We start from the raw sequence: 15,985 nt of genomic DNA, 5'->3' as shown, positions 1-15,985 counted from the left end.
ATAAAGCTCCTAACTTTCTTTCCTCAATAGATGGTACTCTATGCCCCAATTTCAAGGTCACTAGATAAATAACTTGGTGAAAAATGACAGCAGCCACAAAGTTACCTATTTTACTTCAACAATTAGAACGACAAATGCGCCAATGTTCGCTGTGGAGTGATGTTCCACCTTCGGACGAAGCTCTAGCCAGTGTTGAGCCTTTCGCGATTGATTCTCTGCAACCGGAAGAGTGGTTGCAGTGGATCTTCATCGTTAAGATCAACGCAGTGGTGAATGCACAAATGAGTCTACCAAAGGGCTTCGCGATTCATCCTTACTTTGGTGAAGTGTGGAAAAATGAGGCAGGTAAGGCCGAATTGCTAGTGACGATTCAGAGCATTGATGAGGTATGCGCGTAATGTTAGAGATCATTTATCAAGATGAGTATTTTGTCGCGGTGAATAAACCTGCGGGCATGCTAGTGCATCGTTCATGGTTGGATAAGCATGAGACTCAATTTGTGATGCAAACACTGCGTGATCAAATTGGTCAGCACGTATTTCCTCTGCACCGTTTAGACCGACCAACATCTGGTGTATTGGTGTTTGCGCTGTCGAGTGAGGTAGCCTCTGAGGTGATGCCGATGTTCGCTAACCATGAGATGAAAAAAACCTATCATGCGATTGTTAGAGGCTGGATAGAGGCGGGTGATACTTTAGATTACGCACTTAAGGTTGAGCTGGATAAGATTGCGGATAAGTTCGCGAAAGAAGACAAAGAAGCGCAAGAGGCGGTGACGGTCTATGAACCGTTAGCAAAAGTAGAAGTGCCATATTCAACGGGGCGTTTTCCAACGAGTCGCTATTGTCTTGTTAAGATGTTGCCAAAGACAGGCCGCAAACATCAGTTGCGCCGTCATATGGCTCACTTAAGACACCCAATCGTGGGCGATACTTCCCATGGTGATGGTAAGCACAACCGACTGTTTCGTGATGACCTCGATTCGCATCGTTTGTTACTGCATGCGTCTGAGTTGCGATTCATTCATCCTTTTACCCAAGAAGAGTTAGTGATGAAGGCTAACCTTGATGAAACGTGGCTAAGGTTGTTTGAAACCTTTGATTGGGATATAAAGTTATTAGATACTCAAGCTTGAGTGTTCAAATAAAAGATGAATAAAAATAAAGGGTTGATAGGAATATCAACCCTTTTGAACTTCTGTGCAATCGAACGGTGAAGCCTGAGTGTCATAGGCTAACAGCCATTGCGGGGATCATTTTAGCTTTTCTAGATCGGCTTCGATTTCTGAGATCTTACTCGAGACCACTTTCTCTAAGTGGCGTAAGTCAGTCAGAATTTTCTGCTTCACATCCATCTCAGTGGTTGGTGTTGGTTTGGTGATCTTGTTCAGTTCATCAATCACAAGAGTGAGGTTGCGGTTAATCTCAGTCACTTCTTTGTATTGATTATTGCCACCGCTAACAAGCACACTTTTTACTTGTCGTGGGTACTTAAACTTAACGCTTTTCGCAAACAGTTCACCTTTCTGCTTACGAAAGTAAATCTTCAGGATATCTTTATGAGCTTCTTGACGAAGGGAGTAACGTTCAATCTGTTTAGGTTCGTGGATACCTAAGCCAGTGAGGTTTGGATACATAAGTGACCTCTAGTTTATGAATGTAATACTTTTATGTAATTGACTTGATCAATGTAGCAGCCTAACGACGAGCTAGATAGTTGATATCTGGGAATTGATTGTAAGTTGTGGGCAAGATCGCTCTCTATCTTTGCCCACACTCAATAGGTTATTGAATCTGATTTCTCGGATTGCTTATTTTTGGAGCTAAATTGAGTTTCTAAGGTGCGAGTTCAGAAACATGCTCAGTTAACCTTTCTCTTAGCGCTTGTTCTTGTTCTTCAGAAAGCCTTCCTCCTGCTTCACTGGTTAGAATAAACAAATCTTCTGCTCTCTCACCTATCGTGGTGATTTTCGCACCGTGCAAGTTAATGTCTAATTCTGCAAAGGTTGCACCGACTTGAGCCAACAACCCTGGAGTGTCTAATGCTTTCAGTTCCATCAAGGAATGCTTTTTACTTTTGGTTGGTAGGAACTCAACTCGAGTTTTTACCTCAAAGTGCTGCAAGTTACGTGGTGTACGACGTGTTTTTATCTTAGTAGGACGCCCATCAGATAGAACATGGGTTAAGTGTTTGGCGACCGCTTTATGCCTTGCTTCATCAATGGCCTCACCATGCTGATCTAACACAACGAAGGTATCCAAAACGTGACCATCTTTGCTGAGCATGACTTGCGCGTCGTGAACATTAAAGTTGCGTCTATCGAGTTCTGCAACCACAGTTGCAAAAAGTGCTGCCTGGTCTTTACAGTAAACGAACACCTCAGTACCACCACGAGTCGCTTTTTCGCTGATCAGCACCAAGGGTTGGCTTGGGTCTTCGAGGCGAAGCAGGTGTTCACAGTGCCAAGCGATTTGATTGTGCGTATGCCGTAAGAAGTAGTCGGCTTTGAAACGCTGCCAAAGTACTTCAATTTCACGAGCGGTGAATCCTTCTTTACGCAGCAATGCGGAAGCCATTTGTTGATTGTGACGAATACGGTCTCTGACATCGACCGGGTTTTCTAGACCACGGCGTAGTGCTCGTTGTGTTGAATGAAATAATTCAGCCAATAAAGTGCGTTTCCAACTGTTCCATAGATCTGGATTCGTTGCACAAATGTCTGCGACGGTTAGACAAACCAACAGCTCTAAGGACTCTTCATCGCGCACTTTTTTGGCGAACTCTGTGATCACGTCAGGATCTTGAATATCACGGCGTTGAGCGGTGACAGACATCAATAGGTGGTTTTGTACTAACCACGATACTAGCTTGGCTTCTGGTTTAGATAATCCATGCTCAATACAGAAAGAGTAAGCTTCGACGGCACCAATCTCTGAGTGATCTCCGCCACGCCCTTTACCTATATCATGGAAGATAGCAGCAAGAATGAGTAACTCTTTCTTCTGAACTCGTGGATACACTTCGCAGCAAATAGGATGTTTGTCATGGTTCTCAATTTGACTGAAACGGTTGATGTGCTTGAGAAGACGAATACTGTGTTCATCCACGGTGTAAGCATGGAAAAGGTCAAACTGCATTTGACCAACGATTTGGCTCCACTGCGGCAAGTATGCCGAGAGCACCCCTAAATTATGCATCAGGCTAAATGCTTTATGCAGTGCGTTAGGGTGGCGAACCAACGACATAAACTTTTCACGAGCTACAGGAATGGTGTGCAAGAAACGGTTTAGTCGACGGCGTGCAGTACGTAGCTGTCGCAATGTCGGTGGGCTAACCCCTTCGATGGAAGAGTCGTTCGCGATATGGATGAACATATCGAGAATCGTTTCCGGTCGAGCCTGGAATAGGGCGGGCTTGCGCGCTTCGATCAATGTCCCTCGACGTTGGAAATCATTATCGAGAATCTCAGCTTCTTGTGTCTCACCGCCATTGATTATTGCCTGATCGAACAGTTTAAGTAGCATCTTGTTGAGCTCTGCTACGCGGCGAAGGGTTCGATAGAACTCTTTCATCATCATCTCGACACCACGGTTTCCTTCACCGGTATAACCTAGATGTTCAGCGACTTGAGCTTGATGTGCAAACGTGAGGCGATTGTCGTAACGGCGTAATTCAATATGAAGTGCAAAGCGAATGCGCCACAAGAAATCTTGGCACTCGACTAACTCACGATATTCGGCATCGGTAAGAAAGCCATACTTACTCATCTCTAATAAAGAAGTTGCACCAAAGTGTCGACGTGCAACCCAACTTAGCGTATGGATATCTCTCAAGCCTCCAGGGGTCGATTTAATATCAGGTTCTAGATTGTAAGTGGTGTCATGGTAGCGAGCATGGCGCTCTCTTTGTTCTTGAATCTTGGCTTTATAAAAGTTCTCACTTGGCCAAAAAGAATCGGAATGAATCTTCAATTTCAGTTCTTGAAAAGTGTCTTCACTGCCACACAGTAAACGCGACTCTTGTAGATTGGTTGCAACCGTTAAATCGTCGATACCAATCTCAATACACTCTGAAACTGTTCGTACTGCATGGCCGACTTCGAGTTTCAAATCCCAAAGTAGGGTGATGAATTGACTGACTTTTTCACCAAATGCATTTGGTAGTGTCTTTTGCGAAACGACTAAGATATCAATGTCGGATAAAGGGTGTAGTTCACCACGGCCATAGCCACCTACCGCTACGAGTGATATATGTGGGAGTTTATTGAATCCGAAATGTTCCCACAATCGATTGAGGAGCAAGTCCATGTACTCGGATCGTAAGAATACTAAGTCGGTGACTGGATGATGATTTAGAAATTCATTTTTTTGATACTGCGTGAAGATTTCGAGCTGATTTTTTAATTCGCAGATTTCAATTTGTTCGTCATTGAACGTAAGAGGGCATTGATAAGGCATAGTCTGCTATCCGTGCAAGCAAATGAGAATAGTAAACAATTTAACAGAAGCTGATGGAAAATCGAAATTGAGCGGATAAAAAAATATCCCCGACAACGCGAGGATACTTTTAAAAGGCTGGTTGGTGCGCTCGGTTTGATGAGCTAAGCGTTTTTCATGATACGTGGAATGGTATCATCGCTGCGTAGTGTTAGTACTTCACAGCCAGTATCGGTAACAACGAGAGTGTGTTCCCACTGAGCAGAGTTCTTGCTGTCTGCCGTATAAACTGTCCAGCTGTCTTCGTCATCTAGGCGGCAACCAAACTTACCCGCATTGATCATCGGCTCGATAGTGAAACACATCCCCGCTTTTAGCACGGTACGGTCGTTGTTTTTGTAGTGAACCACTTGTGGATCTTCGTGGAACTCAGAACCAATGCCGTGGCCACAGTAATCTTTTACGATCGAGAACTTAGCGCGTGGGTTATTTTTATTGTTTGTTTTGATGTACTTCTCGATAGCAGTACCGATTTGACCAAGTTGAACTCCAGGCTTAACTTGACGCATGCCTTCGTAAAGGGCTTCTTGAGCAACCATGCATAAGCGTTTGTTTGCCGGTGATACATCACCAACTAAGAACATCTTAGATGTGTCACCATGGTAACCTTGCGGACGAACGCTTAGGTCTGCGTTTTCGTCATCAGGTATGATTACCGTGATATCAACGTTCAGAATGTCGCCATCTTTTAGTACCGCAGGTTTGAATTGACCCGTGCTACCCGTCTCGTCTTGTGATGCTGGAATACCGTGACACACAATGTGGTTGATGGACGTACAGATTGACTTAGGGAAACCGTGGTAATCAAGTGGTGCTGAGTATGCGCCTCTTTCCATTGCGTAGTCGTGACAGATTTGGTTTAGCTCTTCTGTCGTTGTACCTACTTGGATATGAGGTTCGATCATCTCTAGAATTTCAGAAGCCAGCTTACAAGCGACGCGCATTTTTTGAATTTCTTCAGCAGTTTTAATTTTTACAGCCATTGCATATCTCTTAATTGGGTAGCACCTAAGTGTGCATATTTGGGCTATTCTAGCAGTGCAGCATTTTAGCGCAACATTCCCATACCCATTCAATGCTGGTGGAAACACTCCAAACTAAGTTAATAACGTTCTGTTTGATGATGTTGATGTGAATGGTTTAGGCCGCTATTTATAGGTAAAAACGGATGATAACGTTCATTATAGTCGTTGCCATTTTTAGAATTTTTGCTAGCCACAGATAGACAAAATATGGTATAAAGCGCGCCGGACGTCAGGACTGTTTTCTCCAATTGGCGAAGCAAGCTTGTGTCCACTAACTTATTTCTTTAAATCACACACATTCCGACACATGTTCCGGGGTGCCTCAACAACGCAGATAACGGCTGAAAAGTGGTTAGTTGTTAGGGGTCGGATTCATGGGGGATGTGGAGGCCTAACCCCATAGAGGATTTTAAAATGGCAACTGTATCAATGCGCGATATGCTTAAAGCTGGTGTTCACTTCGGTCACCAAACTCGTTACTGGAACCCAAAAATGAAGCCATTCATCTTTGGTGCTCGTAACAAAGTACATATCATCAACCTAGAAAAAACTGTACCAATGTTCAACGACGCTCTAGCTGAAATCGCTAAAGTTGGCGAGAAGAAAGGTAAAGTTCTTTTTGTTGGTACTAAGCGCGCTGCATCTGAAGCTGTTAAAGAAGCTGCTATCAACAGCAACCAGTTCTACGTTAACAACCGCTGGTTAGGCGGTATGCTAACGAACTACAAAACTGTTCGTCAGTCTATTAAGCGTCTGAAAGAACTTGAAGCGCAAGCTCAAGACGGTACTTTCGACAAGCTTACTAAGAAAGAAGCTCTAATGCGTACTCGCGAAATGGAGAAGCTAGAGAAGTCTCTTGGTGGTATCAAGAACATGGGCGGCCTACCAGACGCTCTATTCGTAATCGATGCTGATCACGAACACATCGCAGTTAAAGAAGCAAACAACCTAGGTATCCCAGTTTACGCTATTGTTGATACTAACTCTAACCCAGACGGCGTTGACTTCGTTATCCCAGGTAACGATGATGCAATCCGTGCAGTACAGCTTTACCTAAATGCTGCTGCAGACGCGGTTAAAGAAGGTCGTAACAAAGATGTTGCTGCTGTAGCTGCTGAAAAAGACGGTTTTGTAGAAGCTGAATAATAGCGGCTCTGAGCCATATTTAGTTCACATTAAGTAATCATAATAGATGGCTTGAGGAACTGAATACAGTCAATATCAGGGGCCAATTAATGAGGCCCCTGTTTTTTATCTTTTTTAGAATTTACTGAGGAATAGAGAATGGCAACTGTAACTGCAGCTCTAGTTAAAGAACTTCGTGAACGCACAGCTGCGGGCATGATGGAATGTAAAAAAGCGCTTGTTGCTGCTGAAGGCGACATCGAGCTAGCAATTGAAAACATGCGTAAATCTGGCGCAGCAAAAGCAGCTAAAAAAGCTGGTAATGTTGCTGCTGAAGGCGCAATCATCATCAAAGAAGCAAACGGCGCAGCTGCTCTTCTTGAAGTTAACTGCCAAACTGATTTCGTAGCTAAAGATGCAGGTTTCCTTGCATTCGCTAACGAAGTTGCTGAAGTTGCTCTAGCAGAACGTCTAGAAATCGCTGATCTTCAAGCTAAATTTGAAGAAGCGCGTATCGCACTAGTAACTAAAATCGGTGAAAATATCAACATCCGTCGCGTACAATTCGTTGAAGGTGTTGCACTAGCTTCTTACCGTCACGGCGAGAAAATCGGTGTTGTTGTTGCTGGTGAAGGCGAAGCTGAAACGCTTAAGCACGTTGCAATGCACGTTGCTGCATCACGTCCTGAGTTCCTAAACCCAGAAGACGTACCTGCAGACGTAGTTGCTAAAGAGAAAGCAGTTCAAGTTGAAATCGCTATGAACGAAGGCAAGCCAGCTGAAATCGCAGAGAAAATGGTTGTTGGCCGCATGAAGAAATTCACGGGCGAAATCTCTCTAACTGGTCAAGCTTTCATCATGGAGCCTAAGCAAACTGTTGGCGCTATTCTTAAAGAGAAAGGCGCTTCAGTATCTAGCTTCGTACGTCTAGAAGTTGGTGAAGGCATCGAGAAAACTGCTGAAATGAGCTTCGCTGACGAAGTTGCAGCGGTACAAAAAGGTTAATCCTTAGCGTATTGTTTGAAAAAAGACCGTGGCAATTGCTGCGGTCTTTTTATGAATAGTGACTTATTTTTTGCTCGCAATGTTAGCGGTTATGAATGCGAACTGACATCTTCAGTTTTTATCCATGACTGTTAATCACAACTCTTTGGAAGGTAAACTCCATGACTACGAACCCTAAACCAGCGTATCAACGTATTCTGTTAAAACTTAGCGGTGAAGCACTACAAGGCGAAGAAGGTTTTGGTATTGACCCGACGATCTTGGATCGTATGGCTCAAGAAGTAAAAGAATTGGTTGAACTAGGTGTTCAAGTCGGTGTTGTTATCGGTGGCGGTAACCTTTTCCGCGGTGCTGGTCTTGCTGAAGCCGGTATGAATCGCGTTGTTGGTGACCACATGGGTATGCTTGCAACGGTAATGAACGGCCTTGCAATGCGTGACGCTCTACACCGTGCTTATGTGAATGCACGTGTAATGTCAGCAATCCCTCTTAAAGGTGTGTGTGACGACTACAATTGGGCAGACGCAATCAGTCAACTACGTCAAGGTCGTGTTGTGATCTTCTCTGCTGGTACTGGTAACCCATTCTTTACTACGGATTCTGCTGCATGTTTACGTGGTATCGAAATCGAAGCTGACGTCGTTCTAAAAGCGACAAAGGTAGATGGTGTATTTACTGCTGACCCTGTAGCAAACCCAGAAGCAGAGCTGTATGATACGTTGTCTTACAATACAGTTCTTGATAAAGAACTTAAAGTAATGGATTTGGCTGCATTTACGCTAGCACGTGATCACAAAATGCCAATCCGTGTATTTAACATGAATAAACCAGGCGCACTACGTCGCGTGGTTATGGGTGAAACTGAAGGTACATTAATCAGCGACGCTGACTAATTTTTCGGGCTTACTGATGTGTTGTACTTCAGTAAGCTTATCCTTATCACTCCAAATAAAAAGCTTTCTTGAAGAAAGAACATAATCAAGGTGAAATTGTGATTAACGAAATTAAAAAAGACGCTCAAGAGCGCATGGTAAAAAGTGTTGATGCACTAAAAAACAGCCTGCAAAAGATTCGTACGGGTCGTGCTCACCCTAGCTTACTTTCTGGCATTACTGTGGAGTACTACGGTGCACCAACGCCTTTGACTCAAGTGGCGAACGTGATTGCAGAAGATGCGCGAACACTAGCAATTACAGTGTTTGATAAAACACTGACGCCTCTAGTAGAAAAAGCGATCATGACATCTGACCTGGGTTTAAACCCTATGTCAGCTGGTACAGTTATTCGTGTTCCACTTCCACCGCTAACGGAAGAGCGTCGTAAAGACCTCGTAAAAATTGTTCGTGGCGAAGCTGAAGGTGGCCGTGTTGCTATCCGTAATATCCGTCGTGACGCGAATGGCGATCTAAAAGCGCTTCTTAAAGATAAAGAAATCTCTGAAGACGAAGATCGTAAAGCACAAGACGAAATTCAAAAGCTAACTGACGCTGCGGTTAAGAACGTAGATGAAGTTTTAGCAACTAAAGAAAAAGAGTTGATGGAAGTTTAACTTCCCATATTCTTTTCTTTCCGGAAAAACGCTGTACTCACTGTTCAGCGTTTTTTTATGCTACTCTGTTCGACTATTAGAATTTGATTCACTCTTTTATGCATAATTCTCAAGCGTTCACAGACTCTCTTCCTAAACACATTGCTATCATCATGGACGGCAATGGCCGCTGGGCAAAAGCTCAGGGCAAATCTCGCGTCTTTGGCCATAAAAACGGTGTTCAGGCTGTTCGTAAAACCATCTCTTCTGCTGCCAGGCTTGGCATTAAAGCCGTTACTTTATTTGCATTTAGTAGTGAAAACTGGCGTCGTCCCGAAGAAGAAGTCGGAATCTTGATGGAACTGTTTATTTCAGTGCTGTCGAGCGAAGTGAAAAAGCTTCATAAGAATAATCTACAACTTCGTGTTATTGGTGATAAAAGTCGTTTTAATGATCGACTACAAAAGAAGATAGAAGAAGCGGAAGCTTTGACTAGCACTAATACCGGCATGGTTATTAATATTGCGGCTAACTACGGCGGAAAGTGGGATATTCAGCAAGCAATGACCTCTATTGCTCAAAAGGTAAAGTCTGGCAATATTAATGTAGACGACATTGATGAAGCTATGATTACACAACACCTTACGATGTCTGATATTCCTGAGGTTGATCTACTTATTCGTACCAGTGGTGAGTGCCGCATTAGCAACTTTATGCTTTGGCAGTTGGCTTACGCTGAAATGTATTTCACTGAACAATTCTGGCCAGACTTTAATGAAGACAGCTTAGTTGAAGCTGTGACTTGGTTTGTAAACCGTGAGCGTCGCTTTGGATGCACCGGTGAGCAAATTAAAGCTCTGATGGACAGTTAATAAGGATTTTTTGGTTTGAAACAACGAATTATTACGGCGTTGATTTTGGCTCCCCTAGTTATTCTAGGTATTTTTGAGTTATCACTTCCCACTTTTATTCTTTCACTATCAGTCATTGCGCTGTTGGGTTTTTGGGAGTGGACTCAATTTGTTGAAAGTAAATCGCGTTATTTAGCGTTGATTCCAACAGTTGTTATAAGTGCTGCAAGTTTTGCTTTTATTCCTTTTGATGCATTTAGCCTTAATAACTTATCTAGTGCTCACTACGCCATTCTAACTATTGGCTCTATTTGGTGGGTTATAGCGAGTGGTATGGCAGTGACTTACCCTAAGTCTATGCCTGCATGGAAAGATTCATTGCTACTCCGTCATGCGTTTGGTGTCCTGACTCTGCTTCCTTTCTTCTGGAGCGTGGTTATCTTGCGTGCTAACGGTATCGATGTTGATCCTTACCATGGCGCAAAATTAGTGATGTTCGTTTGCTTGCTGGTGTGGGCTGCAGACAGTGGTGCTTATTTTGCAGGAAAGAGTTTTGGTAAGCGTAAAATGGCGCCAGCGGTAAGCCCGAATAAGACGATTGAAGGTCTGGTTGGTGGCATTATTACTGCGGTGATCGTGGCTTGGATCTTTGCTGATTTGTTTGACATCCAGTTTACAAGCCCTTTCCACATGATTGTTATTACTCTTGTGACCGTCGTTATCTCTGTTCTTGGTGACCTTGTTGAAAGCATGTTTAAGCGTGTTTCTGGGGTGAAAGACAGCAGTAATCTGATTCCTGGTCATGGTGGTATACTTGATAGAATAGATAGCTTAACGGCTGCATTCCCTGTCTTTGCTCTGCTTTATTTAGCATTCTAATAAAAAGGGCAGTGATTCTGCCCTTTATTACATTTCTACGGTCATATGTGATGCGAAATCTAACTATCCTTGGCGCTACCGGCTCAATTGGTGAAAGTACACTAAAAGTCGTTGAGCAAAACCCAGACCTCTATTCGGTTGTGGCATTGGCTGCTGGCTCGAATGTTAAAAAGATGCTGGCACTAGTTGAAAAGTGGCAACCAAGCTATGTTGCTATGGCTTGCCCTGATGCAGCGTCTCTGTTGGTTGAAATGTTGTCTGCGGATTACCCGAACGTGCAAGTGCTTTCAGGAGCTGAAGGCATGTGTAAGGTCGCTTCCCTAGATGAAGTGGATACAGTAATGGCTGCGATTGTTGGTGCGGCGGGATTACTTCCTACGATGTCTGCGGTTGAAGCGGGTAAGCGTATTTTACTGGCTAACAAAGAAGCCTTAGTAATGTCTGGGCAATTGTTCATTGACGCTGTAGAAAAGTATGGTGCTGAGCTTCTTCCTGTCGATAGTGAGCACAACGCTATCTTTCAATGTCTGCCGCAAAACGTACAAACTAATCTAGGTCGTTGTGACTTGGAAGAGAACGGTATCAACCATATTCTCTTGACGGGCTCTGGTGGTCCTTTCCGCTATAGCGATATTGAAGATCTTGAGTCAGTGACACCAGAGAGAGCGATCGCACACCCCAACTGGTCTATGGGGCCTAAAATATCTGTCGACTCTGCGACTATGATGAACAAAGGTTTAGAGTACATTGAAGCTAAATGGTTATTCAATGCCTCTCAGGAGCAGTTAAAGGTCATCATTCATCCTCAGTCTGTGATTCACTCTATGGTCCAGTATAAGGATGGTTCTGTGCTTGCTCAGATGGGCGAACCCGATATGGCGACACCAATCGCCTTGACGATGTCTTACCCTGCTCGAACTGAAGCCGGTGTTAAGCCTTTGGACTTCACTAAAGTGAGCGAGCTGACCTTTTTAGAACCAGACTTTAGTCGTTATCCGTGTTTGAGGTTAGCGATTGAAGCCTGCTATCTAGGGCAACATGCAACAACGGCAATTAACGCTGCAAACGAAATTGCAGTCGACGCTTTCTTGAGTAATCAAGTGAAGTTTACCGATATTGCTGTCATTAACGAACATGTTATGAGCAAAGTATGTGAACAACATAACTCTGAGAGCTTAGATAGCTTGGAAAGCCTTCTCGAGCTAGATAATATGTCTCGTCAAATAGCCATTCAATTTATTAAAGAGCAACTAACATGAGTGGAATCCTGTGGAACTTCGCATCTTTTATTGTAGCGCTTGGCATTCTGGTTGCTGTTCATGAATTTGGACATTTCTGGGTCGCTCGTCGTTGCGGTGTAAAAGTTGAAAAATTCTCGATCGGTTTTGGTAAATCAATCTGGAGCAAAGTTGGCCGTGATGGTACTGAATATAGCCTGTCAGTGATCCCACTGGGCGGCTACGTTAAAATGCTTGATGGCCGTGTTGATGATATCTCTGAAGGACAACAACAGTACGCTTTTGACAAAAAGCCACTTTGGAAACGAACCGCGATTGTAGGAGCAGGTCCAGCATTTAACTTTATCTTTGCTGTTTTTGCATATTGGTTGGTATTTTTGATCGGTGTGCCAGCGGTTAAGCCCGTGATTGGTGAAGTGACTCCACAATCTATTGCCGCACAAGCCGGAATTGAAACTGGGATGGAACTTAAATCTGTTTCAGGAATCAAAACCGCAGATTGGGAATCAGTTAATATGGGGTTGATATCTCATATAGGTGATCAATCCATGACAGTAACGGTTGCTTCTCAAGACGATATCGGCTTTGAACAGCAAATGACATTGGATATTTCAGAATGGTCGTTCAACCCAGAAACTGAATCTGCAATGACAACGCTTGGTTTTAGACCGTACTCTCCAGAGATATCGACAGTGCTTGCTCAAGTAATTGATGATGGTGCTGCATATAATGCAGGGCTAGAAGCCGGCGATAAAATTGTTGAGATCAACGGGCAATCTATTGAACAGTGGCAGTCGGTTGTGGATCTTATTCGTGCAAACCCAGTGACCTCATTGGACATGGTGGTGTTGCGAAATGGTATTGATAAGTCATTAGTTATGACGCCAAAAAGTCGAGAGCTTTCTGACGGCTCTACAATCGGCTATGCGGGTATTGCTCCGGAAGTCGCAGAATGGCCAGAAGATTATCGCTTTGAGTTACAATTTGGTGTAGTTGAGTCTGTAGGAAAAGCATTTGATAAAACAGGTCAAATCATCGGTTTGACGCTGACAATGCTTAAGAAGCTCATCGTTGGCGATGTTGGCTTAAATAACTTGAGTGGCCCTATTTCAATCGCTAAAGGTGCAGGTACAACCGCCGATTACGGTCTGGTTTACTTCTTAGGCTTTTTGGCTCTGATTAGTGTTAACTTGGGTATTATTAATTTAGTTCCGCTGCCTATGCTTGATGGCGGACATTTGCTCTTTTTCGCTATTGAGGCCGTTACTCGTAAACCGGTACCTGAGAGAGTTCAGGAAATGGGATACAGAGTGGGAGGGGCAATCCTCTTCTCTTTGATGGCTCTGGCAATATTTAACGATTTTACTCGTCTGTGAATGGTTTCTCACAGGCATTGGTAGTAGCAAGGAATAATTAGAATAAGTATGGCGATTAAGCAAATTCTGTTCGCAAGTCTATTGGCCACTAGTGTGGCTGCGAACGGAGCACAAAACTTTGTAGTTCAAGATATTAAGATCGAAGGTTTACAGCGTGTTGCACTTGGTGCTGCTCTACTGAAAATGCCAGTGCGTATTGGCGATGAAGTGGATGAAGGCGACGTATCTGAGATCATTCGTGCATTGTATGCTTCAGGTAACTTTGAGGACGTTAAAGTACTTCGTGATGAAGGTGTATTGATTGTTCAAGTTCAAGAACGACCAACCATTGCAAGTATTTCATTCTCTGGTAACAAAGCGATCAAAGAAGAGCAGCTTCAGCAGAACCTTGATGCGTCTGGTGTTCGTGAAGGTGAAGCGCTTGACCGCACAACGCTGAGTAATATAGAGAAAGGTCTTGAAGACTTTTACTACAGTGTTGGTAAATATAACGCGACAGTTAAAGCGGTAGTCACGCCTTTGCCGCGTAACCGTTCAGACCTTAAGTTTGTGTTTACTGAAGGTGTGTCCGCTAAGATTCAGCAAATCAACTTTATCGGTAATGAAGTTTTCTCTGATGCTGACCTGCTTAGCCGTTTCAACCTCAATGTAGACGTTTCATGGTGGAACTTCCTTGCGGATGAGAAGTACCAGAAGCAAGTCTTAGCCGGCGATATAGAAGCGCTGAAATCGTACTACCTTGATCGTGGTTACCTTAAATTTAAAGTGGACTCAACACAGGTTGCTATCTCTCCTGATAAGAAAGGCGTTTATATCACGCTGGGTATTGATGAAGGTGAAGCTTACACCGTTAAAGATGTCGCATTTCGTGGTGAGCTTATTGGCCGTGAGGCTGACTTTGATGCTCTAGTACCATTTGAAGATGGCGATACGTATAACGGCTCCTCTGTGACTTCACTAGAAGAAGGCGTAAAACGTATTCTTGGTGAGTCTGGTTATGCTTACCCACAAGTTCGTACTATTCCAGAATTCAATGACGAGACGAAAGAAGTTTCGCTCGTTATCAATGTAGAAGCGGGTAGCCGTATCTACGTGCGCGATATTCGTTTTACGGGTAACAACTCAACTAAAGATGAAGTGTTACGTCGTGAAATGCGTCAAATGGAAGGCAGCTGGCTCAACTCGAAATCAATCGATACCGGTAAGAGTCGCCTGAACCGTTTAGGTTATTTTGAAACCGTGGATGTACAAACGGTTCGTGTTCCTGGCAGCGAAGACCAAGTCGATTTGGTTTATAACGTTAAAGAAGCGAATTCGGGCAGCATTAACTTTGGTGTCGGTTATGGTACTGAGTCAGGTGTGAGCTTCCAAGTTGGCCTACAACAAGACAACTTTGCAGGTTCAGGTAACCGAGTTGGCGTAAGCGCCATGATGAATGATTATCAAAAGAATATAAGCTTAGATTACCGAGACCCATACTGGAATCTTGATGGTGTGAGTTTAGGTGGTAAGATCTTCTACAACGAATTTGAAGCATCTGAAGCGGGTATTGTCGATTATACCAACCAAAGTTATGGTACAAGCCTAACATGGGGTTTCCCTATGGATGAGCTGAACCGTATTGAGTTTGGTGTCGGCTACACGCACAACAAGATCGGTAATGTTCCGACTTATATTCAGGTTGAACAGTTTGCACGAAGTATTGATCAATATGGTGATGAACACATATTAACTGATGACTTTGACATCAATATTTCTTGGACTCGTAACAATCTTAACCGTGGTTTCTTCCCTACCGAGGGTAACCACCAACGTGCTTTCGCCAAAATGACAGTACCAGGCTCTGATGCTAAGTACTTTAAAGCTCAGTACGATGTAAAACATTACATACCGCTGACCAAAAAGCATGAGTTCACACTATTGATGCGCGGCCGATTAGGCTATGGTAATGGTTATGGTCAAACGGATGGTAACGATAACTTGTTCCCATTCTACGAGAACTACTACGCGGGTGGCTTTACAACCTTACGTGGTTTTGGCTCTAACTCAGCGGGCCCAAAAGCAGTTTACGGAAGCAGTACGGGGAACAACCCGACTTACAGTTCTGCAACCGATGATTCAGTTGGTGGTAACGCGGTTGCTTTGGCAAGTTTAGAGTTAATCGTACCAACACCGTTTGCTTCTGACGAAGCTCGTAGTCAGATCAGAACCAGTGTCTTCTTTGACATGGCAAGTGTATGGGATACTGAATTCGTAGATCGCGGCGCACCTAATAGTGGCCGCCAGTATTACTACGACTACTCTGATCCAACAAACTACCGTTCATCTTATGGTGCTGCGCTTCAATGGATGTCACCGATGGGCCCACTGGTTTTCTCTCTAGCGAAACCAATTAAAATTTACGAAGGTGATGACGAAGAATTCTTTTCATTCACCATTGGTAGAACTTTCTAATATTTAAA

Annotated in this window: 14 protein-coding genes; 11 read left to right on the top strand and 3 right to left on the bottom strand. The window is 43.7% G+C overall.

From position 1 onward, the window contains the following. Nucleotides 1-83 precede the first annotated feature (83 nt). A complete protein-coding gene (locus OCV24_RS10690) occupies nt 84-398 on the top strand; it encodes a YqcC family protein (RefSeq protein ID WP_136996732.1) in 315 nt (104 codons plus the stop codon). Then, nucleotides 398-1,135 (top strand): tRNA pseudouridine(65) synthase TruC, encoded by a 738-nt coding sequence (gene truC / locus OCV24_RS10685; protein WP_150879149.1) that lies wholly within the window; start codon nt 398-400, stop codon nt 1,133-1,135. The genes OCV24_RS10690 and truC overlap by 1 nt, the downstream gene beginning before the upstream one ends. A gap of 117 nt (nt 1,136-1,252) precedes the next feature. Here truC and OCV24_RS10680 read toward each other — a convergent pair whose 3' ends face one another. The 3 genes from OCV24_RS10680 to map all read right to left on the bottom strand — a co-directional run bounded on the left by OCV24_RS10680 (nt 1,253) and on the right by map (nt 5,479). Then, the gene (locus OCV24_RS10680) at nt 1,253-1,636 is read right to left on the bottom strand and encodes a DUF3461 family protein (RefSeq protein WP_017056299.1); all 384 of its coding nucleotides are present in this window, start codon (nt 1,634-1,636) and stop codon (nt 1,253-1,255) included. Nucleotides 1,637-1,835: 199 nt separating this feature from the next. Then, nucleotides 1,836-4,457 carry a bifunctional uridylyltransferase/uridylyl-removing protein GlnD gene (glnD, locus tag OCV24_RS10675; RefSeq protein ID WP_046223709.1) on the bottom strand — a complete coding sequence of 874 codons (2,622 nt, stop codon included), beginning with the start codon at nt 4,455-4,457 and terminating at the stop codon, nt 1,836-1,838. 143 nt (nt 4,458-4,600) lie between these two features. Further along, nucleotides 4,601-5,479 carry a type I methionyl aminopeptidase gene (map, locus tag OCV24_RS10670; protein ID WP_060468331.1) on the bottom strand — a complete coding sequence of 293 codons (879 nt, stop codon included), beginning with the start codon at nt 5,477-5,479 and terminating at the stop codon, nt 4,601-4,603. A gap of 456 nt (nt 5,480-5,935) precedes the next feature. On the opposite strand from map, the gene rpsB reads away from it, so the two are divergent. From rpsB to bamA, 9 genes are all read left to right on the top strand, one after another. Beyond that, nucleotides 5,936-6,667 (top strand): 30S ribosomal protein S2, encoded by a 732-nt coding sequence (gene rpsB / locus OCV24_RS10665; protein ID WP_032547899.1) that lies wholly within the window; start codon nt 5,936-5,938, stop codon nt 6,665-6,667. Between the two features lie 138 nt (nt 6,668-6,805). Then, nucleotides 6,806-7,651, top strand: a complete 846-nt coding sequence (gene tsf / locus OCV24_RS10660; protein ID WP_077680693.1) for a translation elongation factor Ts — start codon at nt 6,806-6,808, stop codon at nt 7,649-7,651. 161 nt (nt 7,652-7,812) lie between these two features. Continuing rightward, nucleotides 7,813-8,544, top strand: a complete 732-nt coding sequence (gene pyrH, locus OCV24_RS10655) for a UMP kinase (RefSeq protein WP_017056304.1) — start codon at nt 7,813-7,815, stop codon at nt 8,542-8,544. Between the two features lie 98 nt (nt 8,545-8,642). After that, nucleotides 8,643-9,200: a ribosome recycling factor gene (frr, locus tag OCV24_RS10650; protein WP_017056305.1), complete on the top strand. Its 558-nt coding sequence runs from the start codon at nt 8,643-8,645 to the stop codon at nt 9,198-9,200. A 98-nt stretch (nt 9,201-9,298) separates the two neighbouring features. Next, the gene (locus OCV24_RS10645; protein WP_150879147.1) at nt 9,299-10,051 is read left to right on the top strand and encodes an isoprenyl transferase; all 753 of its coding nucleotides are present in this window, start codon (nt 9,299-9,301) and stop codon (nt 10,049-10,051) included. Between the two features lie 15 nt (nt 10,052-10,066). Next, nucleotides 10,067-10,909, top strand: coding sequence for a phosphatidate cytidylyltransferase (locus OCV24_RS10640; RefSeq protein ID WP_017056307.1), 843 nt, complete (start codon nt 10,067-10,069; stop codon nt 10,907-10,909). Between the two features lie 50 nt (nt 10,910-10,959). Continuing rightward, entirely contained in the window at nt 10,960-12,168 is a 1,209-nt protein-coding gene (gene ispC, locus OCV24_RS10635) for a 1-deoxy-D-xylulose-5-phosphate reductoisomerase (protein WP_077680692.1), read from the top strand. Next, nucleotides 12,165-13,523: a sigma E protease regulator RseP gene (rseP, locus tag OCV24_RS10630; protein ID WP_017056309.1), complete on the top strand. Its 1,359-nt coding sequence runs from the start codon at nt 12,165-12,167 to the stop codon at nt 13,521-13,523. The genes ispC and rseP overlap by 4 nt, the downstream gene beginning before the upstream one ends. A gap of 48 nt (nt 13,524-13,571) precedes the next feature. Then, nucleotides 13,572-15,977 (top strand): outer membrane protein assembly factor BamA, encoded by a 2,406-nt coding sequence (bamA, locus tag OCV24_RS10625; RefSeq protein WP_046223715.1) that lies wholly within the window; start codon nt 13,572-13,574, stop codon nt 15,975-15,977. Nucleotides 15,978-15,985: the final 8 nt, after the last annotated feature.

This window comes from Vibrio kanaloae (assembly GCF_024347535.1).
Lineage (GTDB): Bacteria > Pseudomonadota > Gammaproteobacteria > Enterobacterales > Vibrionaceae > Vibrio > Vibrio kanaloae.
This window is presented reverse-complemented; position numbering and strand designations above follow the sequence as displayed.

Bases quoted from the DNA above. Each gene is read 5' to 3' on its own strand.
- rpsB (WP_032547899.1), top strand. From the start codon at position 5,936: ATGGCAACTGTATCAATGCGCGATATGCTTAAAGCTGGTGTTCACTTC.
- truC (WP_150879149.1), top strand. From the start codon at position 398: ATGTTAGAGATCATTTATCAAGATGAGTATTTTGTCGCGGTGAATAAA.
- glnD (WP_046223709.1), bottom strand. From the start codon at position 4,457: ATGCCTTATCAATGCCCTCTTACGTTCAATGACGAACAAATTGAAATC.
- tsf (WP_077680693.1), top strand. From the start codon at position 6,806: ATGGCAACTGTAACTGCAGCTCTAGTTAAAGAACTTCGTGAACGCACA.
- map (WP_060468331.1), bottom strand. From the start codon at position 5,479: ATGGCTGTAAAAATTAAAACTGCTGAAGAAATTCAAAAAATGCGCGTC.
- OCV24_RS10680 (WP_017056299.1), bottom strand. From the start codon at position 1,636: ATGTATCCAAACCTCACTGGCTTAGGTATCCACGAACCTAAACAGATT.
- OCV24_RS10690 (WP_136996732.1), top strand. From the start codon at position 84: ATGACAGCAGCCACAAAGTTACCTATTTTACTTCAACAATTAGAACGA.
- OCV24_RS10645 (WP_150879147.1), top strand. From the start codon at position 9,299: ATGCATAATTCTCAAGCGTTCACAGACTCTCTTCCTAAACACATTGCT.
- pyrH (WP_017056304.1), top strand. From the start codon at position 7,813: ATGACTACGAACCCTAAACCAGCGTATCAACGTATTCTGTTAAAACTT.
- ispC (WP_077680692.1), top strand. From the start codon at position 10,960: ATGCGAAATCTAACTATCCTTGGCGCTACCGGCTCAATTGGTGAAAGT.
- rseP (WP_017056309.1), top strand. From the start codon at position 12,165: ATGAGTGGAATCCTGTGGAACTTCGCATCTTTTATTGTAGCGCTTGGC.
- bamA (WP_046223715.1), top strand. From the start codon at position 13,572: ATGGCGATTAAGCAAATTCTGTTCGCAAGTCTATTGGCCACTAGTGTG.